Annotated in this window: 22 protein-coding genes and 3 pseudogenes; 8 read left to right on the forward strand and 17 right to left on the reverse strand. The window is 39.8% G+C overall.

Annotated elements, in window-relative coordinates; translation table 11 throughout:
- Nucleotides 1-31: 31 nt before the first annotated feature.
- The 5 genes from ACKI4H_RS01055 to ACKI4H_RS01075 all read right to left on the reverse strand — a co-directional run bounded on the left by ACKI4H_RS01055 (nucleotide 32) and on the right by ACKI4H_RS01075 (nucleotide 7,298).
- Nucleotides 32-1,201 carry a GNAT family N-acetyltransferase gene (locus tag ACKI4H_RS01055; protein ID WP_407303288.1) on the reverse strand — a complete coding sequence of 390 codons (1,170 nt, stop codon included), beginning with the start codon at nucleotides 1,199-1,201 and terminating at the stop codon, nucleotides 32-34.
- Nucleotides 1,202-1,221: 20 nt separating this feature from the next.
- A complete protein-coding gene (locus tag ACKI4H_RS01060; protein ID WP_407303289.1) occupies nucleotides 1,222-2,766 on the reverse strand; it encodes a GH3 auxin-responsive promoter family protein in 1,545 nt (514 codons plus the stop codon).
- A gap of 2 nt (nucleotides 2,767-2,768) precedes the next feature.
- On the reverse strand, nucleotides 2,769-3,596 hold the full coding sequence (locus tag ACKI4H_RS01065; protein ID WP_407303290.1) for a hypothetical protein: 828 nt from the start codon (nucleotides 3,594-3,596) through the stop codon (nucleotides 2,769-2,771).
- A gap of 214 nt (nucleotides 3,597-3,810) precedes the next feature.
- A complete protein-coding gene (gene clpB / locus ACKI4H_RS01070) occupies nucleotides 3,811-6,390 on the reverse strand; it encodes an ATP-dependent chaperone ClpB (protein ID WP_407303291.1) in 2,580 nt (859 codons plus the stop codon).
- Between the two features lie 485 nt (nucleotides 6,391-6,875).
- Nucleotides 6,876-7,298 (reverse strand): OsmC family protein, encoded by a 423-nt coding sequence (locus ACKI4H_RS01075; protein WP_131383508.1) that lies wholly within the window; start codon nucleotides 7,296-7,298, stop codon nucleotides 6,876-6,878.
- Nucleotides 7,299-7,444: 146 nt separating this feature from the next.
- On the opposite strand from ACKI4H_RS01075, the gene crp reads away from it, so the two are divergent.
- Both crp and ACKI4H_RS01085 read left to right on the forward strand, forming a co-directional pair.
- Nucleotides 7,445-8,152 carry a cAMP-activated global transcriptional regulator CRP gene (crp, locus tag ACKI4H_RS01080; RefSeq protein ID WP_407303292.1) on the forward strand — a complete coding sequence of 236 codons (708 nt, stop codon included), beginning with the start codon at nucleotides 7,445-7,447 and terminating at the stop codon, nucleotides 8,150-8,152.
- 191 nt (nucleotides 8,153-8,343) lie between these two features.
- On the forward strand, nucleotides 8,344-9,393 hold the full coding sequence (locus tag ACKI4H_RS01085) for an NADP(H)-dependent aldo-keto reductase (RefSeq protein WP_407303293.1): 1,050 nt from the start codon (nucleotides 8,344-8,346) through the stop codon (nucleotides 9,391-9,393).
- A 109-nt stretch (nucleotides 9,394-9,502) separates the two neighbouring features.
- Here the strand turns inward: ACKI4H_RS01085 and ACKI4H_RS01090 are convergent, their stop codons facing one another.
- From ACKI4H_RS01090 to ACKI4H_RS01105, 4 genes are all read right to left on the reverse strand, one after another.
- On the reverse strand, nucleotides 9,503-10,279 hold the full coding sequence (locus tag ACKI4H_RS01090) for a M48 family metallopeptidase (RefSeq protein ID WP_407303294.1): 777 nt from the start codon (nucleotides 10,277-10,279) through the stop codon (nucleotides 9,503-9,505).
- Between the two features lie 114 nt (nucleotides 10,280-10,393).
- The gene (locus ACKI4H_RS01095) at nucleotides 10,394-10,702 is read right to left on the reverse strand and encodes a hypothetical protein (RefSeq protein WP_407303295.1); all 309 of its coding nucleotides are present in this window, start codon (nucleotides 10,700-10,702) and stop codon (nucleotides 10,394-10,396) included.
- Between the two features lie 191 nt (nucleotides 10,703-10,893).
- A complete protein-coding gene (locus ACKI4H_RS01100) occupies nucleotides 10,894-12,213 on the reverse strand; it encodes an adenylosuccinate synthase (protein WP_407303296.1) in 1,320 nt (439 codons plus the stop codon).
- Between the two features lie 69 nt (nucleotides 12,214-12,282).
- Nucleotides 12,283-13,449, reverse strand: coding sequence for an ATP phosphoribosyltransferase regulatory subunit (locus tag ACKI4H_RS01105; RefSeq protein ID WP_407303297.1), 1,167 nt, complete (start codon nucleotides 13,447-13,449; stop codon nucleotides 12,283-12,285).
- A 436-nt stretch (nucleotides 13,450-13,885) separates the two neighbouring features.
- Between ACKI4H_RS01105 and ACKI4H_RS01110 the strand changes: the two are divergent.
- A pseudogene (locus tag ACKI4H_RS01110) lies at nucleotides 13,886-14,154 on the forward strand (AzlD family protein).
- Nucleotides 14,155-14,189: 35 nt separating this feature from the next.
- Here ACKI4H_RS01110 and ACKI4H_RS01115 read toward each other — a convergent pair.
- Together ACKI4H_RS01115 and ACKI4H_RS01120 are read right to left on the reverse strand one after the other, a co-directional pair.
- Nucleotides 14,190-14,507, reverse strand: a complete 318-nt coding sequence (locus tag ACKI4H_RS01115; RefSeq protein ID WP_407303299.1) for a hypothetical protein — start codon at nucleotides 14,505-14,507, stop codon at nucleotides 14,190-14,192.
- 382 nt (nucleotides 14,508-14,889) lie between these two features.
- Entirely contained in the window at nucleotides 14,890-15,915 is a 1,026-nt protein-coding gene (locus ACKI4H_RS01120; protein WP_407303300.1) for a type I glyceraldehyde-3-phosphate dehydrogenase, read from the reverse strand.
- Between the two features lie 429 nt (nucleotides 15,916-16,344).
- Here ACKI4H_RS01120 and alaS point away from each other — a divergent pair, with 429 nt between their 5' ends.
- The 3 genes from alaS (at nucleotide 16,345) to csrA (ending at nucleotide 20,891) form a co-directional block, all read left to right on the forward strand.
- A complete protein-coding gene (gene alaS / locus ACKI4H_RS01125; RefSeq protein ID WP_407303302.1) occupies nucleotides 16,345-19,038 on the forward strand; it encodes an alanine--tRNA ligase in 2,694 nt (897 codons plus the stop codon).
- Between the two features lie 65 nt (nucleotides 19,039-19,103).
- Nucleotides 19,104-20,384: an aspartate kinase gene (locus ACKI4H_RS01130; RefSeq protein ID WP_407303303.1), complete on the forward strand. Its 1,281-nt coding sequence runs from the start codon at nucleotides 19,104-19,106 to the stop codon at nucleotides 20,382-20,384.
- Between the two features lie 243 nt (nucleotides 20,385-20,627).
- Complete coding sequence (gene csrA, locus ACKI4H_RS01135) at nucleotides 20,628-20,891, forward strand: carbon storage regulator CsrA (protein ID WP_407303304.1); 264 nt, start codon at nucleotides 20,628-20,630, stop codon at nucleotides 20,889-20,891.
- A gap of 65 nt (nucleotides 20,892-20,956) precedes the next feature.
- On the opposite strand, the gene rnhB is transcribed toward csrA, so the two are convergent.
- Nucleotides 20,957-21,535 carry a ribonuclease HII gene (rnhB, locus tag ACKI4H_RS01140; RefSeq protein ID WP_407303305.1) on the reverse strand — a complete coding sequence of 193 codons (579 nt, stop codon included), beginning with the start codon at nucleotides 21,533-21,535 and terminating at the stop codon, nucleotides 20,957-20,959.
- Nucleotides 21,536-21,599: 64 nt separating this feature from the next.
- Entirely contained in the window at nucleotides 21,600-21,992 is a 393-nt protein-coding gene (locus tag ACKI4H_RS01145) for a hypothetical protein (RefSeq protein WP_407303306.1), read from the reverse strand.
- A gap of 218 nt (nucleotides 21,993-22,210) precedes the next feature.
- On the opposite strand from ACKI4H_RS01145, the pseudogene ACKI4H_RS01150 reads away from it, so the two are divergent.
- Nucleotides 22,211-22,762 (forward strand): annotated as a pseudogene (locus ACKI4H_RS01150) (cytochrome b).
- Between the two features lie 68 nt (nucleotides 22,763-22,830).
- Here ACKI4H_RS01150 and ACKI4H_RS01155 read toward each other — a convergent pair.
- From ACKI4H_RS01155 to ACKI4H_RS01170, 4 genes are all read right to left on the reverse strand, one after another.
- Nucleotides 22,831-23,139, reverse strand: a complete 309-nt coding sequence (locus ACKI4H_RS01155; protein WP_407303307.1) for a hypothetical protein — start codon at nucleotides 23,137-23,139, stop codon at nucleotides 22,831-22,833.
- A gap of 150 nt (nucleotides 23,140-23,289) precedes the next feature.
- The gene (locus ACKI4H_RS01160) at nucleotides 23,290-24,291 is read right to left on the reverse strand and encodes an adenosine deaminase (protein WP_407303308.1); all 1,002 of its coding nucleotides are present in this window, start codon (nucleotides 24,289-24,291) and stop codon (nucleotides 23,290-23,292) included.
- A 79-nt stretch (nucleotides 24,292-24,370) separates the two neighbouring features.
- Nucleotides 24,371-25,693 (reverse strand): NCS2 family permease, encoded by a 1,323-nt coding sequence (locus ACKI4H_RS01165; RefSeq protein WP_407303309.1) that lies wholly within the window; start codon nucleotides 25,691-25,693, stop codon nucleotides 24,371-24,373.
- A gap of 380 nt (nucleotides 25,694-26,073) precedes the next feature.
- Nucleotides 26,074-26,232 carry a hypothetical protein gene (locus ACKI4H_RS01170; RefSeq protein ID WP_407303310.1) on the reverse strand — a complete coding sequence of 53 codons (159 nt, stop codon included), beginning with the start codon at nucleotides 26,230-26,232 and terminating at the stop codon, nucleotides 26,074-26,076.
- A gap of 276 nt (nucleotides 26,233-26,508) precedes the next feature.
- On the opposite strand from ACKI4H_RS01170, the pseudogene ACKI4H_RS01175 reads away from it, so the two are divergent.
- Nucleotides 26,509-26,637: pseudogene (locus ACKI4H_RS01175) on the forward strand (IS982 family transposase); the annotation flags it as partial.

Consider the following 26,637-nt stretch of genomic DNA (forward strand, 5'->3'; position numbering starts at 1 on the left):
ATTGCATGATTGGGTAATTGCCACATAATAATTAAATACGGCCCACTTCAAAACAACTAATCTTATTACGATCAAAGGTGGTATAGGGATTGCCTTTAAAGCTATGAAAATAATGCTTGGCTTGAATTATATGAGATGTAGTATTACTCATCCAATGAATACGTGGATCATTATTTGCCAAAGTAATACAAAAGGCTTGTTTGCGACGCAGTTTAGTCTGTTGCTTCGCATGGAAAATCAGGCTGGCAAACACATCTTGTTGCTCAGGATGGCATAAAGCACTATGAATCATCAAATACTCAAAGGCATCATTTTTTTTAGGTAAAGACACAACACCTCGAACACCAGCATAAAGATTATAAAAAGGCTTCATGACTTTTAAAGGCAAAGAATAATCGACAACACGGGTTTGTTTAAAAGCTTTTTGATTCCACAAACCATATAAACCAACAATCTGATGATTCTGGTCATACATCAGATAAAAATCGTGGATGTTCATGCCCAACCAAAATGGATGGTTGGATTCTGCCAAACCTGAAAAATCATAATTCGGTAGAAAATTATAATGCTGCTTCATTGTTAAAATAAATGCATTGGCTTCACTTACATGGTTCGTATTCATTTGCTCAAAATGATACTGTCCAAATTGCGCCGGTTTTTGCGCTTGTGACACCGTAAAGGTACGAATATCGTCATAATGAAATGGTGTAGGAAAGCCTTTACGCTCATTGTGCAAAATATTACATGCAACAGTATTATCTTCTAGAACTACACTTTGAAAAATAGTCTCAAGTGGAATTTCGTCATATACATAATCCATTAGTAGTCGCAGTACTTTATTACCACGATGCGCCGGATGCATGCGCAAATCCGCGACATAACGCAATAATTCTGGTTGTCCATTGATAAAACAATAGCGCCAACCCAGATTCATCATTCCGACCACTTGTGTAGGATTTTCCTCCGGTACAACCAGTTTGATATCTGGACGATTATATTGTGCATGGCTAGCACTGAGATAACTTGGATAACGTTCAAAAGCCAAAGTCATACCATTACTTGGCATGGTCTCTGCAATCAATTGCACCAGTTGTTCGTCATCTGCCTGAGTCGCATCCCGTACCAAAAAATTCGGTTCATTTTTCGATCGGTAAATTTGGTTATCATTGTCATTTTGTGCATACAATACGTTTAAGCTCATATAGTTTTACTCAAATATACTTAAGTTATTTTTGTTTTCATTTTTTTCAAAGGTTCAGGTTTAATATTCCCTTCGATCATTCCATTGTGCATTGCCAAACTTTTATAGTACTGCCATGCATCATCTACGTGTTTTACTTCAGGTTCATCTAACTGACCTAAATTTCGTGCCAATTCATAATGAAAATTTTCTTTTAACAATTCATCTAATCTTATAGCTGAAGGTTGTTTTGCTAAATTACCTTCACTTAATAAAATATAGTGAGGTTTTTTACTCTCACAAAACTCAATCCCCAACAAACTTACCGGGACATAATCGTCTTGTTGGAAGGTAGCCAAAATTTTTTGTGCGGTGATTTGATCAATTTTTTCACCCACCAAATCGACCGTCATCTTTCGGCCTAAAAACAAAAAACAGGGAATCTGATTATAAAAACCCGTCACTTCAAGTTCATCATCAATCACATATCTGATCAGCCCAGAACCTGTAGTAATAACTGGACTTACAATATCACCTGCTTTGAGTGCCCATGAAGGTCCAGTTTGACCGCTGTCTAAATTCAAAAATTCGTAAAAGTGTGATTGATAGCTGAGCGGATAACGATTATTAAGAGGAATCGTGACTACGCCTTCTGTCGCCCATAAGCCTTTGCCTTCAAAAGCGACATTTGCTACACGATCCTGTAAATTTTTAGCCCAGCGTTCAGCACTTGCGGTATCCCAACTGGAAATTAATGCCAATTTAGGCCAAAGGTCGGTCCATGCCATTGGTTCTTTTAAATCTACACGTTGTAATTTATAACTCTGCTCTGATGATTGTGGTGCTTTTAAATAATCCAGACTGCGACGTTTCCATTGCCCTGTTCTCAACACGTTCACAATTTCATTTTGATTCTGTTCAATCACATCCAATAATTGCAGCGCAAAAGTTGGACTCCACACTGAAATCATGCCTAGATTTTTATCCGCGACCAAAAATACGGCGGTCGCAAACATGGCATCTTCTGCTGATTCAGCAAGGGCGATATCAGCCGGTACAGCTTGCGTAATTTTACTTAAAATACGTTTTGAGGCATTCAGTAATGCACTGTCATCATTCAGATTACTGTTTTCTAACAATTTACGCTGACTTTCCGGCAACCATGACACTGACCAATAATGGGTTGAATTTTTTAGTTGTGGATGTTCACGATATAAATTAGTGAGCCATACACTAATAGCTTCATCCAATTCATTTAAAAAACTTTGCGTATAAGGAATAAATTTCAGTGCTTCGCTTGAACCACTGGTGGGTTGAAAGCGAACAATTTTTTCTGTACCCAAACAGTTTTTTCCACTTTGGCGAGACTGTTCAATTTTTTCTTTCCAATGGCTATAACGGGTGATTGGATACTTTTCTACAAACGCTTCATAACTTAAACTTTGCGAAGTATGTTGTTTTAAGAACTGATCCAATTTTTGGCGTTGTACCGCTTCTAGATCATTCGCTTGCTGCCGATAGCGCTGAAATGCTTTTCGGCAGGCGAACTCCAGTATTTGATGTGAAGCTGACAGCAGAAATCCCATAGTTACGCCACCCTAGAATCTGAATCCGAAGCGATATGTAATGGACGCTTTTGTGGCATTTGACTTTCTACTTTACCCACACTCATATTTTTGGTCATAAAGCGGCTAATAAAGCGATATAAATCACTCCAGCGTAATTCACCGATACATGGCAACTCTGTCCCTTCCACCCAGGTTGGGTTTTTATCTTCAAAGAATGCAATCTTGGTATTTTTCTCGCGTAATTCTTTGGTAATTGGTGCGACATCTGCTTTTAAAGGCTGATAATCTTCACCAAAATTCAGTAAACCTGAGGCTTTATCATAATATTCGGAAAAATACTGGCGGCAATAAGAATCCACATAATCTTGTAAATGGGAATTTTTTTCACCATAGTGTGGATAATAACTGTAATAATTATTCGCCAATAACAAATAGGTTTTAAAACCTTTAGAAATCAAGATCCAGTAAATTGGTGTAAGTGGATAACGCATTTTAAAGCTAACAATATAACGATACATGGCACGTGTTAAAGCACGATTTCCCCAATATTCTTGCTCAATAATGGTGTCACCGCTAAAAAAAGCATGACGAGCTTTACCCTTCACCACGAAGTCACGTTCCATAACGGTAGAAAAGCCGACGATTTGTTTATTTTTAGGTTCGATAATAAAGAAAACACCCGTTTTTTCTAAGAAATCACGTTCAAAAATTTCATAACGGGTATTGGCATAATATTTTTGGTAAATATCATACATACGCTTAATTTCTTGTATTGTCACATCACCGACATGCTTATACTGACTATACGGCTCTTTTTTTAATTGCCGTAAAAGCTTAAATTCCATCATAATTTTTATTTCCTTTCGCACGCTGCACAGCGGCATTTTTTGTTTTTTATAAAGCGATAATCTACGCATCCAAGTTGTAGATTTAGACCTAATCTTAAAACCATCAATTGATAAATTGCAATTAGCTTTACGTATTTAAACAATAATAAGGATAAGCGTAAAATAAAAAACCCAGCCTTGGCTGGGTTTTTTACCATTCGTTTTAGTCAAGTGGTTAACTTAATTTCATTTTTTCAAACTCAAGATGACCATTTTCAGCTTTAATCAAAATGGTGTCGCCAGGTAGAAAATCTCCGCTCAAGATTTTTTGAGCCAAGGAATTTTCGACCTGCTGTTGAATTGCACGTTTCAATGGTCGCGCACCATACACAGGGTCAAAACCAGCATCAATCAATTGATCAAATGCACTATCATCAACAGAAAGACGCATGTCTTTTTCACTTAAACGTGAACGTAAACGATCCAACTGAATATCGGCAATACCACGAATTTGTGCTTTTTTCAGTGAATGGAACACCACCAACTCATCAATACGGTTAATGAATTCTGGACGGAAGTGTTGAGAGACAGCACTCATGACTACTGCACGGACTTCATCATCGGTTGCATCCTCCCCTAATTCACGAACATCTTGGGAACCCAAATTAGAGGTCATAACTATAACCGTATTTTTAAAGTCGATTACACGACCTTGAGAGTCAGTTAAACGTCCATCATCAAGAACTTGCAGCAGGATATTAAACACATCAGGATGCGCTTTTTCTACTTCATCAAACAATACAACACTATAAGGTTTGCGACGCACCGCCTCAGTTAATACACCACCTTCTTCATAACCTACATATCCTGGAGGTGCACCGACCAACCGACTCACAGAGTGTTTTTCCATGAACTCACTCATGTCAATCCGAACCATGGCATCGTCACTGTCGAAAAGGAAGTTTGCCAAAGCCTTGGTCAATTCAGTTTTACCCACGCCTGTTGGCCCAAGGAACAAGAATGAACCACTTGGACGATTCGGATCAGATAAGCCTGCGCGTGAGCGACGAACCGCATTAGAAACTGCAACTACCGCTTCATCTTGCCCAACTACACGGTTATGTAAGAAATCTTCCATATGAAGGAGTTTTTCACGTTCACCTTGCAACATTTTCGCCACCGGAATACCCGTTGCAGCACTAACCACTTCTGCAATTTCATTCTCGGTCACTTTAGTCCGTATGAGTTTTGGCTCTTCATTGTTTTCAGCCACTTCTTCAGCTTCGAGCCTTTTTTGCAATTCAGGAATCACTCCATATTGCAAACGGCTAGCTTCAGCCAAGTCACCTTCACGTTGGGCTTTTTCAAAAGCTGTACGCGCTTTATCCAATTCAACTTGTGCCTGATTCGTACCTTCTACCAATCTTTTTTCAGCGATCCATTGCTCTTCCAAATCACTATATTCACGTTGCACTTCTTCGATTTGGTTTTCCAGGTGTTTCACTTCAGCTTTACTGACTGAATCAGCATCTTGTTTTACCGCTTCCAACTGCATTTTCAACTGGATTAAACGACGATCCAAGCGGTCAAGCGGCTCAGGTTTTGAGTCAATTTCCATTTTGATACGAGAAGCGGCTTCATCAATCAAATCAATGGCCTTATCGGGTAATTGACGATCGGTAATATAACGATGTGACATTTTGGCAGCAGCAATAATGGCCGAATCCAGAATCTGGACACCATGATGCGTTGCATACTTCTCTTTTAAACCACGTAAAATTGCAATGGTATCTTCAACACTCGGTTCATCCACCAAGACTTTTTGGAAACGACGTTCTAACGCAGCATCTTTTTCAATGAATTGACGATATTCATCTAGAGTAGTTGCACCAACACAATGCAGTTCACCACGTGCCAAGGCCGGTTTCAGCATATTGCCGGCATCCATGGCACCCTCCCCCTTACCGGCACCGACAAGAGTATGCAGTTCATCAATAAAGAGAATGATTTCGCCTTCATATTTGGCCAGATCTTTCAAAACCGCTTTTAAACGTTCTTCAAACTCACCTCGATATTTAGCTCCTGCCAGCAATGAACCCAAGTCCAAAGATAAAACGCGTTTACCTTTTAAGCCTTCAGGAACTTCCCCATTAACAATTCGCTGTGCCAAACCTTCTACAATTGCAGTTTTACCGACCCCAGGCTCACCAATCAATACAGGGTTATTTTTAGTACGACGTGACAGAACCTGAATGGTGCGACGAATTTCTTCATCACGCCCAATCACTGGATCCAATTTTCCTGACATGGCACGCTCAGTTAAATCAATGGTGTATTTATTGAGTGAATCACGTTGATCTTCGTGGGTATTACTCATGACTTTTTCACCACCTCGAATATTTTCAATTGCTTTGCGTAAACTTTCAGAGGTTACGCCTACATTATTCAGTAAAGTTTTGGTTGCACCTGTTTCTGCCAAACTCAGAAGCACCCAATCGGTCGATAAAAATTCATCTCCGGCTTTCTGTGCATAGCTGTCTGCCAAATTTAAGGCACGTACTGCTTCAGGATTAAGATTGATATCTCCTGTCGGATTGGCAATAGTAGCTGCATCATTTAATGCTTGTTGTAACTTGGTCTGAAGATCTCGTAGATTTGCCCCAGCTTGTTGTAACAAGCTGATATTGGCAGGCTCCTGCAATAGCGCTGATAAAATGTGAATACCTTCAATAGAGGTATTGTCTTTACCCATGGCTAAAGATTGAGCATCTGAGAGAGCTTGCTGCAAGCGATTGGTAAATTTTTCAAAACGCATTCTTATTTTCCTCACAACAAATTTTGTACTTGGATAATAGATGGGAATGCTTTGATATTTTTCAACACAATTTATTAAAAAATGTTTTAATTTTCAAAGACTAAAGAAATTAAAATAAAATATAGAGCTTGATTATAATATGGGTATTTAAATATTTTTTTTCAAGGTGATTTTTATATCTTATGTATCAAATTCTATTTAAAAGCGCTTTCATTACGATGTTTGAGATAATTCAATGGATTACAAGACATCTATAGGGGGGGGATTTTAAAAATGATATGTATGCTTTTAATTTATATAAGCAGCTTATGGGATTGATCCAAACTTTATTAAGTGAAAATCAAAGATTGAATTTAACAAAGCAAAGAATGAAGTCTTTTTAAAAGAGTGGATTTGAAGCGCACAGATTATTTTTTATAAAATATTTTTCAGTTATATCATTCATACAAAACGGCAATTCACTGATGAATTGCCGTTTATTTTTATCATGCTGCTTCAATAATTTCGAAATCGTGGGTAATTTCAACGCCACCATCGGATAACATTTTGCTTGCTGAACAGTATTTTTCAGCAGAAAGTTCAACAGCCTTAGCCACCTGTTTTTCTTTCACTGCTTTACCGGTCACCACAAAGTGTAAATGAATTTTGGTAAACACCGCAGGAATCGTATCGGCACGATCAGCTTTTAGCTGACATACCACACCTGTCACATCTTGTCGTGATTTCTTTAAAATAGTCACAATATCAAAGGAAGCACAGCCACCAAGTCCCATTAATATCAACTCCATGGGACGTGGACCACGGTTTTCACCACCATATGCCTCAGCACCATCCATGACAATGTGATGACCACTTTCTGATTTTGCTTCAAAAGCAACATTCTCTAGCCAATGTACGCTTGTTTGCATTGCAACTACCTGAAAAAAGCTATAAATTTACGAAGTACCTGTACACTAACATAATTTGAGTTGATAAGGAATTTCATCTCTTCTATGTGACAAGTTCATTTTAGGTCTGTGCGATCTATTACTTATCCATATTCGGAACCGTTAGCATGACTGCAAGCTTTTCACAACTTAGCACCGATGCACTTTCTCCTGGTCAATTACCAGAGTCAGTCAAAGCATTATTAAAACGTGCATATATAAACCGCTACCCAAAACGTACTGCAATTATTGATGCAGGCACTGAATCAAAATCACTTTATTTAATTTTAAAAGGTTCAGTATCCATTATTTTACGTGAAGATGATGAACGTGAAATTGTGGTTGCGTATTTGAATGCAGGAGACTTTTTTGGGGAAATGGGTCTTTTTGAAGCAAATCCACAACGTACTGCGGAAGTCCGTACACGTGATGTCTGTGAAATTGCTGAAATCACCTATGACAACTTCCATGAATTAAGCAAACAGTATCCAGACCTGAGCTATGCTGTATTTGCCCAACTGGTTCGTCGCTTAAAAAATACCACACGTAAAGTGACTGACCTTGCATTTATTGATGTCTCTGGTCGTATTGCGCGTTGCTTAATCGATCTTTCTTCTCAGCCAGAAGCCATGATTTTACCTAACGGCCGACAAATCCGTATTACGCGTCAAGAAATTGGCCGTATCGTCGGTTGCTCCCGCGAAATGGTGGGACGCGTTTTAAAAACCCTTGAAGAACAAGGCATGATCGAAACTGATGGTAAAGCCATTCTTATTTTCGATGTCTCAACTGAAGATGCAAATGTCGCTGTAGATGGGCTTGAAGACGAAGAATAATTTTTTATTCTTTAGCGCTCACGAAAAAAGCAAATCTTAGGGTTTGCTTTTTTTATAGATTGATTTTTATGCCTATCCTTTTGTAAATTTTGTGACAACTTTAAAACTATTCATGATTTAACGCTGATCAAAAAATCAGTTAGGCTTTAGCCATTTAAAATTTCATGATAAAAATTCAAGGATCAAGCCCTATGCAACTCAAACCTTTAACCAACACAGGCATTCTTGTACCTGAAATTTGTTTAGGCACAATGACGTTTGGTGAGCAAAATACCCAAGCAGAGGCCTTTCAGCAACTTGAATATGCTTTAGATCAAGGTCTGTTTTTTTGGGACACGGCTGAAATGTATCCGGTGCCGCCGAAGCCTGAAACGCAAGGTGCAACTGAAACCATCCTTGGCAATTGGATTGCACAGCGCGGCAAGCGAGATCAGCTTTTTATTGCTTCAAAAATAGCTGGTCCCTCACAAGGGGGCAGCCACATCCGTGATGGACAAACCCGCTTTACTGCTGCAGAGATTAGCTCAGCCATAGACGGTTCGTTAAAACGCCTGCAAAGCGATTATATCGACCTCTATCAACTGCATTGGCCACAACGTCCAACCAATTTCTTTGGCAAGCTCGGTTATGGCAATGAGGAAGCCCAAAACAATAAAGAAGTTACCGCACTAGAAGAAACCTTAAATGCTTTAAGTGATGAAATTAAAAAAGGGCGTATTCGTTATATTGGCCTTTCCAATGAAACCCCTTGGGGAACTTTAAAGTTTCTGCATTTGGCTGAAAAATTAGGCTTAGAAAAATTTGTTAGCGTGCAAAACCCATATAGTCTGCTCAACCGTACCTATGAAATTGGCATGTCCGAAATTGCCCATTATGAAAATGTCGGGCTCCTTGCCTATTCCCCTTTAGCTTTTGGTTATTTGACCGGAAAATTCCGTAATGGTGCGCGTCCTGCAAATGCACGTGTCACTCTTTTCTCCCGTTTTAGCCGCTATAGCAACCCAGAGAGCGAATGGGCAACTGAACAATATGCTCAACTTGCTGAACGCCACGGTTTAACCTTGACTCAACTTTCGTTGGCATTTATTAAACAGCAGTTCTTTGTGACCAGTACCATTATTGGTGCCACCAACCTGGATCAACTCAAGGAAAATATCCAGGCATTCGAAATTGACTTGTCAGCAGAAGTTTTACAAGGCATTGAGGATATTCATCGTCAACAGCCAAACCCTGCTCCATAAGCATATATCTACGTCCCCCTTTGGGATGAGGAATATATTCCGTAATGGGATGAGGGTAAAAAACTAAAAAGGATGCATATTGCATCCTTTTTAATAAGCCAAATCACAATTAACGTTTGTTATAAATCGCTTGTGCGGCTGGCAAGTTTTTACGCATTGCTTCAATACGCTGGCTATTTGAAGGGTGAGTCGATAAGAATGAGGCACCGCCCGCACCTTCCAATTTATTCATTTTTTCCCAAAGTGTAATAGCAGCTTGTGGGTTATAGCCGGCACGCGCCATCAGCATTAAACCACCCTGGTCGGCACGACTTTCCAGACTTCGCGAATAAGGCAAACCTACACCTACTTGCGCACCCAACTGAGCCGCGGCACTGCCTAACTGCCCTACATTACTTCCCGCAGCGCTCAGACCAATGCTTAAAGCCAAATCGGTTAATGCTTGCTGACCAATTTTATTTTTAGAATGTTCTTCTAGAGCATGTACCATTTCGTGACCCATTACTGCGGCAATTTCTGCATCAGTCAGGTTTAGTTTATTCACAATACCGGTATAGAACACCACTTTTCCACCTGGTGCTACATATGCATTAATCTGATCTGATTTTAGAACAGCCAATCGCCAATCGAATTTTTGACCTGTTTGATTGAGTTGATCACCATAAGGTTTTAGCCGCATAAAGACAGAATTAATGCGTTTATACGTTGCTGAAGTTGTATCTAAGGTTTTATTGGCACTCGCTTCCTGAACTGTTTTATTAAATCCTTGTGCTGCAGCTACATTTAATGTGGATGAATCCGCCCCTGCCATTTCTGCTACAGTGGTACAGCCTGAAATCGTGATCACACTCGCTGCACACAAACTTAAAATGAGTTTGCTATTCATTATAATAATCTCCACCTTGAAAACAAATATCAGTTTTAAGCAGATTATAGGGTAATAGTAGATAAGCTTTACATTATTATTCCCTTTATATTCATATCATTTATGTAACTGTACTTATTTAAGAAACTGAAAACTAAGCCAATAAATCAAACATAATATATTTAAAACCAAATACACTTGGCAAAATGGCTTAATTTTCTGTTCAAGCTGCTCATTTTTTCTTTTGAAAAATAAAATAGCATTTTGAATCAGAATCAATGGAACTAAAATGCAGGCAATAATTACACTTAAACCGATAAATGCCGTATAGATAATATTGGGATCTTGCGTTTGTGCCTGAATAATCAGCATCGCAATGGTGGGTGCACCACCCATGGCAAATAGTAAGGAATAAAATATCGTTCCTGAAATATTCTTATGCATCCCGCACAACCTTCCATTTATCTTATGTTTTGTATTCTAACAAGTACCAGTTATTTAAACAGTATTCTCTGATGCAACTTTAGTCTTGGCAAAATTCCCCCCATATATTCGCCGATTGCATTTCAAAATAATGAATATAAAAAAGCCCCGCAAATGGCGGGGCTTTTTTATCATCTTGGTATCAGCTTAAATTAAGCATCAAACGGATGACGTAAAACAATTGTTTCTTCGCGGTCTGGACCAGTCGAAATAATATCGATTGGACATTCGATCAACTGCTCAAGACGCTTAACATAGTTAAGTGCAGCTTGAGGTAATTGCTCGATTGATTTCGCACCGAAAGTCGACTCAGACCAGCCTGGCATAGTTTCGTAGATGGGTTTTAAAGATTCAAATGCAAGCGCATCAGAAGAACCTATACAACCAGAATCTGCAGCTTCATAACCTACACAGATTTTCACTTCTTCTAAACCGTCAAGAACGTCAAGTTTAGTTAGGCAAATACCTGAAAGTGAGTTTACATCTACTGAGCGGCGAAGAATTTCTGCATCGAACCAACCGCAACGACGTTGACGACCAGTTGAAGCACCAAATTCAGAACCTACTGTACCCAAGTGTTTACCAATTGCATCACCAACATCGTTAGCAGCATCGTAAACAAGTTCAGTTGGGAATGGACCAGCACCTACACGAGTTGTGTATGCTTTGGTAATACCCAATACATAGTCAAGGTGCAATGGACCTAGACCTGAACCTGAGCTTACGCCACCAGCAGTGGTGTTTGAAGATGTTACATACGGATATGTACCGTGGTCAACGTCAAGAAGTGAACCTTGCGCGCCTTCAAACATGATTTTTTTGCCCGCTTTACGGTAATCATGTAATTCTTTGGTGACATCCATCACTAATGGTGCAACCACTTCACGCCATTGGTCACAAAGTGCCAATACTTCTTCCAGGTTAACTGCTTCTACGCCGTAGAATTGAGTCAACTGGAAGTTATGGTATTCAAGCAGCTCTTCAAGCTGAGCTTTTAGATGAGCACCACCACGTACCAAGTCCGCAACACGGATTGCACGGCGAGCAACTTTATCTTCATATGCTGGACCAATACCACGACCTGTGGTACCAATTTTCGCATTCCCACGTTTTTTTTCACGTGCCTGGTCAAGCGCGATATGGTTCGGCAAGATTAAAGGACAGTTTGGAGAAATACGTAAACGTTCTTTAACTGGAACGCCTTCTTTCTCAAGGATGTCCATTTCTTCGATTAATGCAGCAGGTGAAAGTACAACACCGTTACCAATTAAGCAAAGTACGTTATCACGTAAAATACCAGATGGAATGAGGTGTAATACGGTTTTCTTACCACCCACCACGAGTGTATGACCCGCGTTATGTCCGCCTTGGTAACGAACTACCGCAGCCGCTTGATCTGTGAGCAGGTCAACGATTTTACCTTTACCTTCGTCGCCCCATTGGGTACCGAGTACCACAACATTTTTGCCCATAATAGCCTCATTGCATCATGCTGTTAAAATTGAAAACTTGAACGGGTTAGCTAAAACCGATTCACGTCATTAAATCTTTTCGACTTTCCACTCACCTGCCACATTCACCAATTGGTGAGTTGCGTGCGGTACCGAGTTTAAACTGTCATTTCCGAGTAATTGAATTACACCAAAGCCTTGTGTACGTGCATTTGAAATTGCTTTAAGCAAATCTGCATTGGTACCCTTCGGTGCAACAACTACATTTAAATCTTTAAATTGTCCTGTGCTTAATGCATATAAGTCACACGAAAAACCTGTTGCAGGACGCGCACGACCAAAATGTTCGCCAATGCCGTCATAGCGACCACCTTGAGCCAATGGAGCCGCACGGTTTGGTGCATACACTGCATACATTAAACCAGTGTGATAATGGTATGAACGTAATTCTACAACATCAATACCAATATGCAGATTGGGCCAACGTGACTGAATTTCGATTTGTGTCGTTTTCAAGGCATCGAAGGCTTGTTTGAACGCTTCATCGGCGAAAATTTCAGCACTTAAATTGGCTTGTAATGCATCCATATCACTTGAATAGCGACCTAGGGTATAAAAATCTGCACCAAATTTTAATTCTTGGGTAAATTCAGCCAGCTCAGGTAATGCTTTACGTTGATAAAGGTCTGAAAGATGACTTTCCACAACCTTTGTCAAACCTGCATGTTTCACCAAACTACGGAACAAACCGACATGCCCTAAATCTAGATGGGTACCGTCTGCCAAGCCGGCTTGTTCAATTAAGCCTAGCATGACATCAACCATTTCGACATCTGCATCAATACTGTCTGAACCAAATAGCTCTGCACCTAATTGCAATGGTGCACGTGTGGTATTAAACCCTTGTGGTTTCGTATGTAAAACCGTTCCTGCATAGCAGTAACGAGCCACACCATCAACTGGATGTACATGCGCATCAATACGAGCCACTTGTGGTGTCATATCGGCACGCACACCAAGTAAACGACCTGATAACTGGTCGATGACTTTAAAAGTGGCTAAGTCTAAATCTTGATTCGATTCTGAAAGAGAAGATAGAGATTCGATGTATTCGATAAATGGCGTGTACACCAATTGATAACCTCGAGATGTGAGGAAATCTAGTGCATCACGGCGCAAAGTTTCAATCACTTGCGCCTGTTCTGGTAATACATCAGCTACACCATCAGGTAATAACCATGTCTCTGAAATGGGCATGTTGTAAACCTAAATTCTGTCAGAGCGGAAGTTATCCGCATAAAAAAATCGGGAGCACACCCGATTTCTCCTAGTCTAGCACGATAGTTTTGGCTGTGCACCTGACTTTTTCACAAAAACAGGCGGAATACTTATTGTTTAATCAGACAAAAATAGCCCAATTCGACTAAAGCACTCACACCGCTCAAAGATGAGGCTAAAACTGCTTGTTATTAACCCAAAGGCAATTCAGGGATTTGTTTAATTTTCTGCAATGGAATCTCATTTTTTACATTCTACAGAGCTGTAATTGCAATATATGGAAAGGAGTTCAAGTACCTAGCCAGTCAATTTAATCGCTGCTTCTTTAGGCTTATTTATATTTACTACAAAGGTATGTACCCCTAGGTGAAATTACAAGAATCGCATCTGCATTTTTTTTAATTGGAGGTGAACAATGATTCACTTTGCGATGCTTATTGTGAGTGCTTTCTATTGTAGTGTCGGCTTAACCCACTCGTGTATAGGCTATGTATTACAAAATAAAACCTTAACTGAACGCCAAAAATGCATTTTAGAGGGTATCCCCGCTGTGTTTATTTGTGTAATTGCACCTTATTTTATCAAGGACAACTTGGCTGGCAATCGTGATTACCCTCATCGCAGCTTCACGTTTTTCATTACTGCCTTAACGTTTTGATCAGTATGACATCGGCCGCTATTTAACAATTTGTTCTTCTTTAAATCCTGATAAAATAAAACTAAATAGATGGTTTTTCCGAGGTATTGACTGCCTTTGCCAACAACCCCACCAATTCAGCATTTTGCAACTCGACCTGACTGAGTTTAGCGCTAGTTTTATCAAGCACTTCTTGCTGAATGTGCATTTTTTTGGCCAAGTCCTGCATAATTTCCAAGGTTTTTTTCAAGTTCTGCTCCAAATGAATCACTTTTTCTTCGAGTTGTAGATTCACTTGCATTTCACTTAACACATCACTTTGATTGGTAAATTGTGCCCAAATCAAAAAAATCACTGCAATGGCTAAAAGGAGAATAAACCCCCATATAAATATCAACATAGCTGTGCTTCTCTTCTCATATCCAGTTATTATTCAACATCATGGCAAACTAATGAAGTGAATTTTTCAAAAGCTTGATTCAAGCAATTTATTTGATCTATTTAAAATTACTGTAAACAAGCTCAGCCTTTTCCTAAAATTATTTCAACTTGTCGTTTTGATTATATTTTTATCAAGTTGAATTTTATATTTATTGATCGATTAAAAACAATTAGAACATTATTGCGTGGGTGTTTCTATAATCAATTTATTAAGATTTGTTCTGTTTTTTTAGCGCTTCATCGTGATCTAAAAGGAATTTATTTTTTCAGGATAACCGTATAGCGACCATAACGTATTAATTTAAAATAAAGGCACGTTAAATCTAATACGTGCCTTTATTTCAGGAAGTAAATGACTCGCACAAATCCAGCAAACGGTTAGCATAGCCCCACTCATTGTCATACCAGGCCAAAACTTTAGCCTGGTGTCCAACCACCATGGTCTGGCTTAAATCAACAATTAAAGAATAAGGTGAATGGTTAAAGTCTGATGACACCAGAGGTTCATCTGTCACATCCATAATTTCGGCATAATCATGGCGTGCCGATTTGATCAACAGTTCATTAATTTTATGCCTTGTAACATGCGATTGTGCAACAAAAGTTAAATCGATAGCCGCTACATTAATGGTAGGTACACGAATTGAATAACCATCAATCCGGTCTTCCATTTTTGGCATCACACGTTTTAATGCACCCAAGGCTGAAGATGTGGTTGGAATAATATTTTGTCCGGAAGCCCGTGCACGACGCAGGTCACGATGTGCATGATCCAGTACTGACTGATCAGCCGTCACCGCATGAATTTCTGTCATTAAAGCAGTCTCAATTCCAAATGCATCATCAATGATTTTCACCAAAGGCACCAATGCTTGCGTGGTACAGGATACGCTGGAAATAATTTGATCCGTGTCTTTGACTTCATGATGGTTGACACCATACACAATGGCCGCATCCACACTGTCAAATGGCGCAGCACCAACAATGACGCGCTTCGCCCCTGCTGTAATATGCCGGGTTGCGGCTTCACGTGAACGAAACAGGCCGGTACATTCAAGTACCACATCAACCTTTAAATCCTTCCAAGGCAATTGTTCTGGTTGTGGCTGATCAAACACCTGTACTTTTAACTGCGCCAAACCTGCTGAAATATGCAAAAAAATCTGTTCATTTTCCAATAATACTTCGACTTTGCCTTTAAAACGTCCATGGGTGGTATCGTATTTAAATAAATGCACCAAAGTTTCCACTTCTGCAACATCATTAATCGCAACAATGTCAAAATGAAAATCCTTCGGATTTTCAAACCAAGCACGTAATACATTGCGACCAATTCGCCCGAAACCATTAATGGCTACTCGTTGCATCAGATATCCTTAATTCTTGGGTAGTTGTAAACACTTGTCTATGTTAATGGATTTCAATCGAAAACCGATACCATTTCTTCGCGTCTATTTATCAAATAAAATGCATCAAAAACATCCTATTGCACTTTATACAGTGGTTTTATCACAAATCAGCATCAGAAAAAGCAAGCTAAAAATATTCACTCAAGCTTTTGCTCAACTTTTATAGCGATTCTCTGTTATAAATTAAGCCTTGGACTTCCCTCAACAAGTCTGAACATCGAATACGCAGAATTGTCACTAATTCACCTGAAAGTAATTGGTGCATGCGGCTTTTTCCGTTATAATTTGGCGTTTTAAAATTTTAAGCCCAGTGTATTGAGGCACTTCATCTTCCATGAAAATGCTCGATATGCTACTCGCCAATACGAAATATGGAGTGACTTGGTTGTGAGTACTCGTTTTATGACATCAGCTGAAATTCGTGAAGCATTTTTGCGTTACTTTGAATCGCAAGGGCATACACGTGTCGCGTCGAGTTCACTAGTACCCGCCAATGACCCGACTTTATTGTTTACCAATGCCGGGATGAACCAGTTTAAAGACTGCTTCCTTGGTTTGGAAAAACGTGATTATGTTCGCGCAACATCTTCACAAAAATGTGTACGTGCTGGTGGTAAACACAACGACTTAGATAACGTCGGTTATACAGCACGTCACCATACATTCTTTGAAATGTTAGGTAACTTTTCATTTGGTGATTACTTTAAACGTGATGCCATCAAATTTGCCTGGGAATTTCTGACTAGCGATGAATGGTTAGCACTTCCTAAAGATAAACTCTATGCCACTGTTTACCATACCGATGACGAAGCATTTGACATCTGGAACAAAGAAATTGGTTTAGATGCCAGCCGTATTATCCGCATTGGTGATAACAAGGGCGAAAAATACGCATCAGACAACTTCTGGGCAATGGGTGATACTGGCCCTTGCGGTCCTTGTTCTGAAATTTTCTTTGACCATGGGGAGCACATCTGGGGTGGCCTACCCGGTACACCTGAAGAGGATGGCGACCGTTTCATCGAAATCTGGAACAACGTATTCATGCAGTTCAATCGTACTGCTGATGGCGTACTGCACCCGCTTCCCGCTCCTTCTGTTGATACAGGTATGGGCTTGGAACGTATTTCTGCAGTTTTACAGCATGTAAACTCAAACTACGAAATTGACTTGTTCCAAAACTTGCTTAAATCAGCTGCAGAAATCATTGGCATGGATACTACTGCTATTGATGCTGAAGCCGCTGCAAATAACAAACCGGTTGAATACCCTGCATCTTTAAAAGTTGTAGCGGATCATGCACGTTCATGCTGCTTCCTGATTGCGGACGGTGTAAATCCTTCAAATGAAGGTCGTGGTTATGTACTACGTCGTATCATTCGCCGTGCCGTTCGTCATGGGAACAAATTAGGTGCGACCGGTTCATTTTTCTATAAAATGTTGCAACCTTTAATTGCCGTGATGGGCGAAGCTTACCCTGAACTTGCAGCACAACAATCACGTATTGAAGCGTTATTGCTTAAAGAAGAAGAACAGTTTGCAAAAACTTTAGAGCAAGGTTTGAAATTGCTTGAAGGTGAATTGGCTCACTTAAAAGGCAATGTGATTCCGGGCGAAACAGTATTCAAACTGTACGACACTTATGGCTTCCCGACTGACTTAACTGCCGACATCGCACGTGAACGTGGCTTAACGATTGACGAAGCAGGCTTTGAAGTGGAAATGGCTGCACAACGTCAACGTGCTCGTGAAGCAGGCAAATTCGCAATCGATTATAACAGCGTTGTGAAAGTTGAAGGCGAAACACAATTTGAAGGTTACGATGCAACTGCAGGTGAAGGTCAAATTATCGCGATCTATAAAGATGGCGAGCAAGTTGACGAAGTGGTTGAAGGTGATGAAGCACTGATCGTTCTAAACCAGACCCCTTTCTATGCCGAAAGCGGTGGTCAGATTGGTGATACAGGTATCTTCAAAAATGATACCGGTATTTTCGAAGTTCAAGATACCAAAAAATCTGGTGGTGCTTTCATTCACCAAGGTATCGTGACCATGGGTAGCCTAAAGGCTGCACAAAAGGTGGAAGCCATTGTAAAAGCAGATATCCGTGCTGCAACTGCGCGTAACCACTCTGCGACTCACCTTTTACATGCTGCTCTACGTCAAGTCTTGGGTTCACATGTGCAACAAAAAGGTTCGCTGGTTGCATCAGATATTTTACGTTTTGACTTTGCCAACGACCAACCGGTTACTTTTGAACAACTTCAACAAGTAGAACGCTTAGTAAATGCTGAAGTAATTGCTAATACTGCTGTGTCTACCGAGCTTCTGGATATCGAGTCTGCCAAAGCCAAGGGCGCAATGATGCTGTTCGGCGAGAAATATGGTGATGAAGTACGCGTACTGTCTATGGGTTCGGTGATTGACGAGAAAAATTTCTCAATCGAGCTATGTGGTGGCATTCATGTAAAACGTACCGGTGACATCGGGCTATTCAAAATAACTTCTGAAGGTGGCGTTGCAGCAGGTGTTCGTCGTATTGAAGCAGTAACCGGCACTAAAGCTGTTGAAGTCGTGCAGAAAGTCGATCGTGATGTTCAATACATCAATGGCTTATTAAAAGCGCAGAATCATCAAACAGTTGAAAAAGTTGAAGCTGTAGTAGACACTGCACATCAGTTGCAAAAACAAATTGAGCAACTGAATCAAAAACTTGCAAGCTTGCAAGCCGGCGAACTTTTAAGTCAGGTTCAAACTGTTGCAGGTCGTCCGACACTGATTACCACTGTACAAAACATGGATGCGAAATCACTTCGTAACCTGCATGACGGTGTGAAATCAAAATTAGAAAATGCAGTGATCGTGCTTGCAGGTGTAGAGGGCGATAAAGTTAGCCTGCTTGCATCTGTAGCAAAAGATTTTACTGCAAACATTAAAGCAGGTGACATCATCAAACACTTGGCAACCGAACTCGGTGGTAAAGGTGGTGGGAAACCTGACTTGGCACAAGGTGGCGCGCCACTTAACGAGAAGTTTGCACCAGTCATGGCAGGTTTAACTGCTTGGCTTGAGGCAAAATAAGACTTCACTTTTTGTGTAATGGACCCTGATAGGTACATCAGGGTCATGGCTTTTATGGAACAACTATGGCATTAATCGTTCAAAAATATGGCGGTACCTCTATGGGTACTCCCGAGCGCATTTTAAATGTTGCTCGTCGTGTAAAGCGCTGGCATGACCACGGCCACAAGGTTGTAGTGGTGGTTTCAGCAATGAGTGGCGAAACCAATCGTCTGCTTGCTTTAGCGAAGGCCATTACCGAAACCCCTGATCCACGTGAACTTGACCAGATGGTCTCTACAGGTGAGCAGGTTACGATTTCTATGTTAGCGATGGCACTTAACTCTATTGGTGTTGAAGCAAAGTCGCTCACTGGTCGCCAGGTTGGCATTAAAACAGATAGCGCATTCACTAAAGCACGTATTGAAGCAATTGATACTGATGTTTTAACTGAAAATTTAGACGCAGGTCGTGTACTGGTTGTTGCTGGCTTTCAGGGCTTTGACGAACAAGGCAATACCACCACTTTAGGCCGTGGCGGTTCGGATACTTCTGGTGTTGCACTTGCAGCTGCACTCAAAGCAGATGAATGCCAGATTTACACAGATGTGGACGGTGTTTATACCACCGACCCGCGTGTTGCCCCTAAAGCAAAAAAAGTTGATCGTATTTCTTTTGAAGAAATGCTTGAAATGGCATCTTTGGGTTCTAAAGTTCTTCAAATTCGTTCAGTTGAATTTGCTGGTAAATACCAAGTGCCTTTACGTGTATTATCCAGTTTTGATAATGACGATGATGGCGCATTTGACGAAAACTTTAAACAAAACGTCGGCACTCTTATTACTACTGAATTGGAAGACAACATGGAACAGCCAATTATCTCTGGTATCGCATTTAACCGTGACGAAGCAAAATTAACGATTCTAGGTGTGCCTGATGAACCAGGTATTGCAGCTAAAATCTTGTGTCCAATTGGTGATGCTAACGTTGAAGTGGATATGATTATCCAGAACGTTGAAGAAGATGGTACCACTGATTTCACTTTCACGGTGAACCGTAGTGAATTAGCCAAAGCTAAAACAATTCTTGAAGATACCGCGAAAAAAATTGGTGCACGTGAAGTGGCTACCCGTTCTGATATCGTAAAAGTATCGATTGTGGGTGTAGGTATGCGTTCACATGCAGGTGTGGCAAGCAAAATGTTCACGGCCCTTGCTGAAGAAGGTATTAATATTTTGATGATCTCCACTTCAGAAATCAAAATTTCCGTGATCATCGAAGAAAATTATTTAGAGCTTGCTGTACGCACGCTTCATACTGCTTTCGGTTTAGACCGTGAGCATGGTGAATCAAGCGTACGTGCATAATATCGGAAAACATGGTAGGAATTGCCATTGTTAGACAGTTTTTAAAAAAGTAGAAAAAAACAGAGCCGCTATAGTTTTTTTTATAGTTGCTCTGTTATATTAAAGCCTGAAAATTTTTAAAAGCTGCGATAGAGTAAAATCTTTCACACAGATGATAGAATTTCTATCTAGATGTTAATTTTTGGTTGTTTTTTATTTTATATTTAATAAATTGCAGGTTTTGCATTTTGCAAGGAGAGAAACATGCTGATTTTGACTCGACGCGTCGGGGAAACTTTAATGATTGGAGACCAAGTCAGCGTAACTGTACTTGGTGTAAAAGGTAATCAGGTACGCATCGGGGTCAATGCTCCGAAAGAAGTTTCTGTGCACCGTGAAGAAATTTATCAGCGTATCCAGCATGAACGTGCAATGCATGAACATCTTCAGCATATCGATCAAGATTATCAACCTTCTTTTGAGGAAGATAATTTCCCCCCGAATACCCAGAATGACTTTAATCGATAACAGATTAAATGTTTTCTCCTAAAGCGGCTTATATAAGCCGCTTTAAATTTATCTGGCTATTCATTTTAGCTTTGTTCAAGCAAAGCCAAAGCTTTTTTGACTGGCGCATAACTGCGACGATGCTGATCAATAACACCATGTTCTGCAATTGCTTCAAAATGGGCTTTGGTTGGATAACCCTTGTGTTTCGCAAATCCAAATTGTGGATATTGCAGATCCAATTCGACCATTTGATGATCGCGCGTGACTTTCGCCAAAATACTGGCAGCTGAAATTTCTGCATGGATGGCATCACCGCCTACCACTGCATCACAGCTCATCATTAAGCCCTGCGGGACTTTATTGCCATCGACCCGCACATGCTCAGGTTGAATATTTAAAGCCTCTACAGCGCGGCGCATCGCCAACAATGATGCTTGAAGAATATTGATCTCGTCAATTTCTTCATGACTCGCTTCAGCAATGGCCCAAGCCAAGGCTTTTTCCTGTATTTCTACAAATAGCTTTTCACGTTTTTTTTCAGTGAGCTTTTTAGAGTCATTTAAGCCTTCAATCGGATTATTGGGATCTAAAATGACCGCAGCTGCAACCACTGAACCTACAAGTGGACCCCGTCCCGCTTCATCTGCACCAGCAATTTTCATAACCTGTCTACCTACAAAAAAAAGAGGCTGAACAAGTCAGCCTATTTATTAATTTCATTAATGATTATTGTACTGCTTCAGCGACACAGGCATTAATTGTTTTAGTGACTGCATTTGAAACAATTGTAGTACGTGCTGCCGGATCAATCGCTGCTGTGGCCAAATCTACTGCTGTGACGCTTTGTGGCGCTTTTTCACTTACACATCCACAAATTTCAGACTGAATATTTTGCTTTTGAGTTGCAGTCATCAATTTAGTGGCCGTTTGCCATGCAGCAATATTATTCAATTCAGTTGTACATTTTGCATTGATGGCAATTTTAAGTGCCGCAGTACCGAGTTGCTGGGTTGCCGATTGCGTACCTGTTGCACCCGTTGTACCTGTAGTTGTGCCAGTTGATACACATGCGCTAAGAACTAAAGTTAAAGGTGCAAGCACAGCAATTAATTTTTTCACAGTTTAATCCTTTGTTATAAAATCTGTTGGGCCTATTCTGCCGAAACTTTCCCCTAGAATAAATCGATATTTCAAATGAATTTTCTAGATGCATATTGTCTGTGCAAAACAATACCGTAGCGTTGCAAAAATTGTACGCTTCGTTCCATATTCACGTTTTTTTAGAATATACGATTTGATTAGCCTACTTAGACTTATAAATTACATACTGCCCTAACATAACAAGCACTTCACAATACTATAGCCATACAGCACAGATGCTGCATTGGCTGATGGCGGTTATTTTCATTGCCCCATGGTTGATTGGTTTTTATAGCGGAATTTTTTTAAGCTACGATGTTGATGGCAGCTTTAAAGGTCAAGTCATCAGCTTGCATAAGAACATAGCGACTACGATTATATCCCTGCTCTTGATTCATCTGTTTTGGCGTTATACCCACCCCGTTCCAGCCCTGCCAGATACGATATCACCATTCATGAAAATCTTGGCATATCTTGGACATTTGGCTTTATATTTGATGTTGCTGGCATTACCCATTAGCGTCTGTTTGTTTAGCTGGAGTGCTGGACATCCTGCACCTGTTTTGTATTTATTTGAAATCCCGCGCCTGGTTCAAGATAACTCTTAACTTTTAGCCATTATTAAACCTGTTCATATTTATTTATCAGGGTTTGCAGGTTTTCTCATGCTAGGACATATCACTGCTTTAAAACATCATTTTATAGACCAAGATCATGTCTTACGCAGTATGACTCGGCAAGAAAAATAGTCCCATAAAGTCTAATAAAAAAAGCCGCATCCATTTATACACAGATACGGCTTTTTCTTGTTTGAAACTTACTTCAAAGCTTCTTGAGCACAACCCTTAATACTATTTAATACTGCGTGCTGAATCAGACTATTTTTAGCATCTTCACTGAGCGATGCCCGCGCCAAGTCTTGCACAGACACATCTTTCAGCGCATGATCACTCACACAACCACAGATTTGTTTTTGCACCGAACTTTGACGTTCTGAACTCATAAACAAGGCAGTAGATTGCCAAATCTTTGAATCATTTAATTCAATTTTACAACCTTGTTCAACCACAGGTTTTAACATTTTCTGGGTTAAATTAGAGTTTTTATTCATCGCAAAAATAGACATAGAACCCACCAGTAAAGCAATAACCGCTATCCAACAAAGACTCTTTTTCAAAATTAAACTCAGCTCTTCATACGCAATATTGATTAGACAATAATTGAGCAGCTTAATAAATAAATCTGCTCAATTTAAAAGCATTTTCAAATGAATAAATTAGACCAAGGCATCAATCTGTTGTGACCATTTTTGCTTTTCAGCCTCGGTAATAAATGACGCTTCAAATGAGTTTTTAGCCAATTGTTTCAGTTCATCATTAGACAGATCCAAGGCTTCCGCGATCGCAATAAAATTATCATTCATATATCCACCAAAATACGATGGATCATCTGAATTTACAGTCACATGCGCGCCTTGTTGCAATAAACGCCGGATATTGTGCTGTGCCATATTATCCACTACACAGAGCTTTAAATTACTTAAAGGACATACAGTTAATGGCATTTTTTCCGCAATTAAACGTTGCATCAGTTTAGGATCTTCTTCTGAGCGTACCCCGTGATCCACGCGATTTACTTTTAGCAAGTCCAAAGCTTCCCAAACATAATCTGCAGGACCTTCTTCACCGGCATGTGCCACCACCAAAAAGCCTTCTTTACGCACTTTTGCAAATACACGTTCAAATTTTGCAGGCGGATGCCCTACTTCACTTGAATCCAGACCTACCGCAATAATCTGATCTTTAAAGGGTAAAGCTTGTTCTAAGATTTCAAATGCCGCTTCTTCACTTAAATGACGCAAGAAACACATAATTAAATGCGATGTAATGCCAAATTTGGCTTTTGCATCATCACAGGCGTGTTGCAAACCATTGATCACGGTTGCAAATGCCACACCACGATCGGTATGGGTTTGCGGATCGAAGAACATTTCTGTATGCACGACTTTATCGGCAGCACATTTTTCAAAATACGCCATCGCCAGATCATAAAAGTCTTGTTCAAGCACTAAAACATTTGCACCCGCATAATAAATATCGAGGAACGACTGTAAATTATGGAAGTTGTAGGCCTGTTTCACTTCATCGACAGATTTATACGGAATATCAATATGGTTACGTTGAGCAATGGCGAACATTAGTTCAGGCTCAAAAGTCCCTTCAATATGTACGTGTAACTCTGCTTTTGGCAGCGCTTGAATAAGCTCAAGTTGGTTCATATCTTATCCTTATAAAACTTTTTTTAAAAAATAAAAAAGGGTGCAAACGGAATTTACACCCTCATGTGAATTTGGTGAACTAGCCACCAAATGCAGCAAATTTCAATGCCCAAAGTGCAGCAATAATCCATACCATATATGGAACAGTTTTCGCCTTACCTGTGAATAGCTTAATTAACGCATAGCTGATAAAACCCATCGCAATACCATCTGCAATTGAGTAGGCAAAAGGCATAAACACAATGGTCAAAAAGGCAGGTACCGCCTCAGTGATATCATCCCAGTCAATATGGACGATACCCTGAATCATCAATACACCCACAAATAACAATGCAGGTGCCGTAGCAAAACTTGGCACAGACTGTGCAAGAGGAGCTAAAAACAGGCACAGCAAGAACATAATGCCAACTACTACAGCTGTTAGACCTGTACGACCACCAGCAGCAACACCAGCAGAGGATTCAATATAAGGCGTGGTTGAAGATGTACCTAAAGCCGCACCTGCAACAATTGCAGTTGAATCTGCAAAAAGTGCTTTTTTCAAACGTGGCAATTTGCCATCTTTCAATAAACCTGCACGATGCGATACACCCACCAATGTCCCTGTTGAGTCAAACAAATCGACCAGAAAGAACACAAAGATAACACCCACCAAGCTAGCAGTGAACAAGCCTTGGAAGTCCATTTGCAGGAATGTTGGGGCAATAGATGGGATCTGACCAACCACGCCTTGAAACTGGTTATAACCCAATGCCGTAGCAATAGCGGTAATGACTAAAATACTGATAATAATTGCACCACGTACCTTAAACTGGTGCATCACCACAACCATTAAGAAACCGAGCAAAGCCAGCAGTACCGAAGGTTGTTTTAAATCACCCAAGCCCACCAAGGTTGCAGGATTATCTACAATGATACCGGCATTTTTTAAAGCAACCAGTGCCAGAAACATACCAATACCACCACCAATCGCCAGTTTTAATGACATTGGAATCGCATTGACAATGGCTTCACGAATTTTAAACATGCTGATCGCAATGAAGATCAAACCCGATACAAACACAGCAGCCAATGCTGTTTGCCAAGGCACGCCCATACCCATACACACTGAATAGGTAAAGTATGCATTCAGCCCCATACCCGGTGCGAGTGCAATTGGATAATTTGCAACAAGTCCCATCACCAAACAGCCGATTGCAGCTGCCAGACAGGTGGCGACAAAAACAGCCCCATGATCCATGCCTGTTTCGGACAAAATCATTGGATTAACAATAATGATGTAACACATCGTTAGGAAAGTGGTTACACCAGCAAGAACTTCTGTACGAAAACTGGTTTTGTTTTCGCTTAATTTAAATAAGCGTTCAAGCATATTCTCTGAAGATGGATTAGGAGTCGTCATGACTTTACCCCGGTAAGTAAACTTTATGCCGTCAGCACGCTATAAAATTAATGATCCGTGAAATTGAATCATCATTAATTTTATAGGGGTCTAAGCAATTGATATGCCACATTTAATTTGAAAAAAAATATATTGAACAACTTTTCATTGGTGCCAAAATAAAACCAGATGACAAAAATTGTAAAACAAAAAAGCTGCATAAATGTTATGCAGCTCTACTTGATTCAAATAAATCATATACTTGTAAAATAAATATAATGATTCAATTATGGTTGCGGCAAATTATAGCACAATGATTTTTTATTGTTTCTAAAATTTATTATTCAATAAAATTCAATAAGATATCTATTGTTGTAAATTTATCAATCCAGATTTAACAATTAAAGTTCACTTGATTTAGCAATAAAGTGAGCGGAAGGGTGAACTGGAATGACTTCAATATCAGGGCTAGAAATAAAATTATAAGGATGAGTGTCTACAATATTGAGTGACTGATAGGCCTCATGAATTACCTGATTAACCTCTTTCTTTTTTTTCATTTCTGCATCCTGATAAACCCAATATCCGAGTCCTAGCACGGCAAAAATGATGAGTAGAATCAATATCTTTTTCATAACAAAATTTTATTATTTAGAAAACTTTTCATTATAATAACAAATAACCACAAGAAAGTGTGATCAAAATCACAATTTTTAAATTCATTTTTGTACTTAAATATAACTATTTAACCTGAATCGCGGATAAGAAATTAACTTGAAAAAAAGGTGGCTGAAAACCATTAGGGAGTTACCACACAACCTACACCTTCAGCCACCATGTTCGATTTTACATATTTCTTCTGCATCATTGATGACTTTTTTCAGAAATTTGAAGCAAGCTATTGGGAATTTTTAAAACACAACAACAAGCGTTTTAGAATGCGGTCTTCTCAATTGAAAATTTCA

The organism is Acinetobacter sp., from assembly GCF_045628685.1.
Taxonomy (GTDB): Bacteria; Pseudomonadota; Gammaproteobacteria; order Pseudomonadales; family Moraxellaceae; genus Acinetobacter.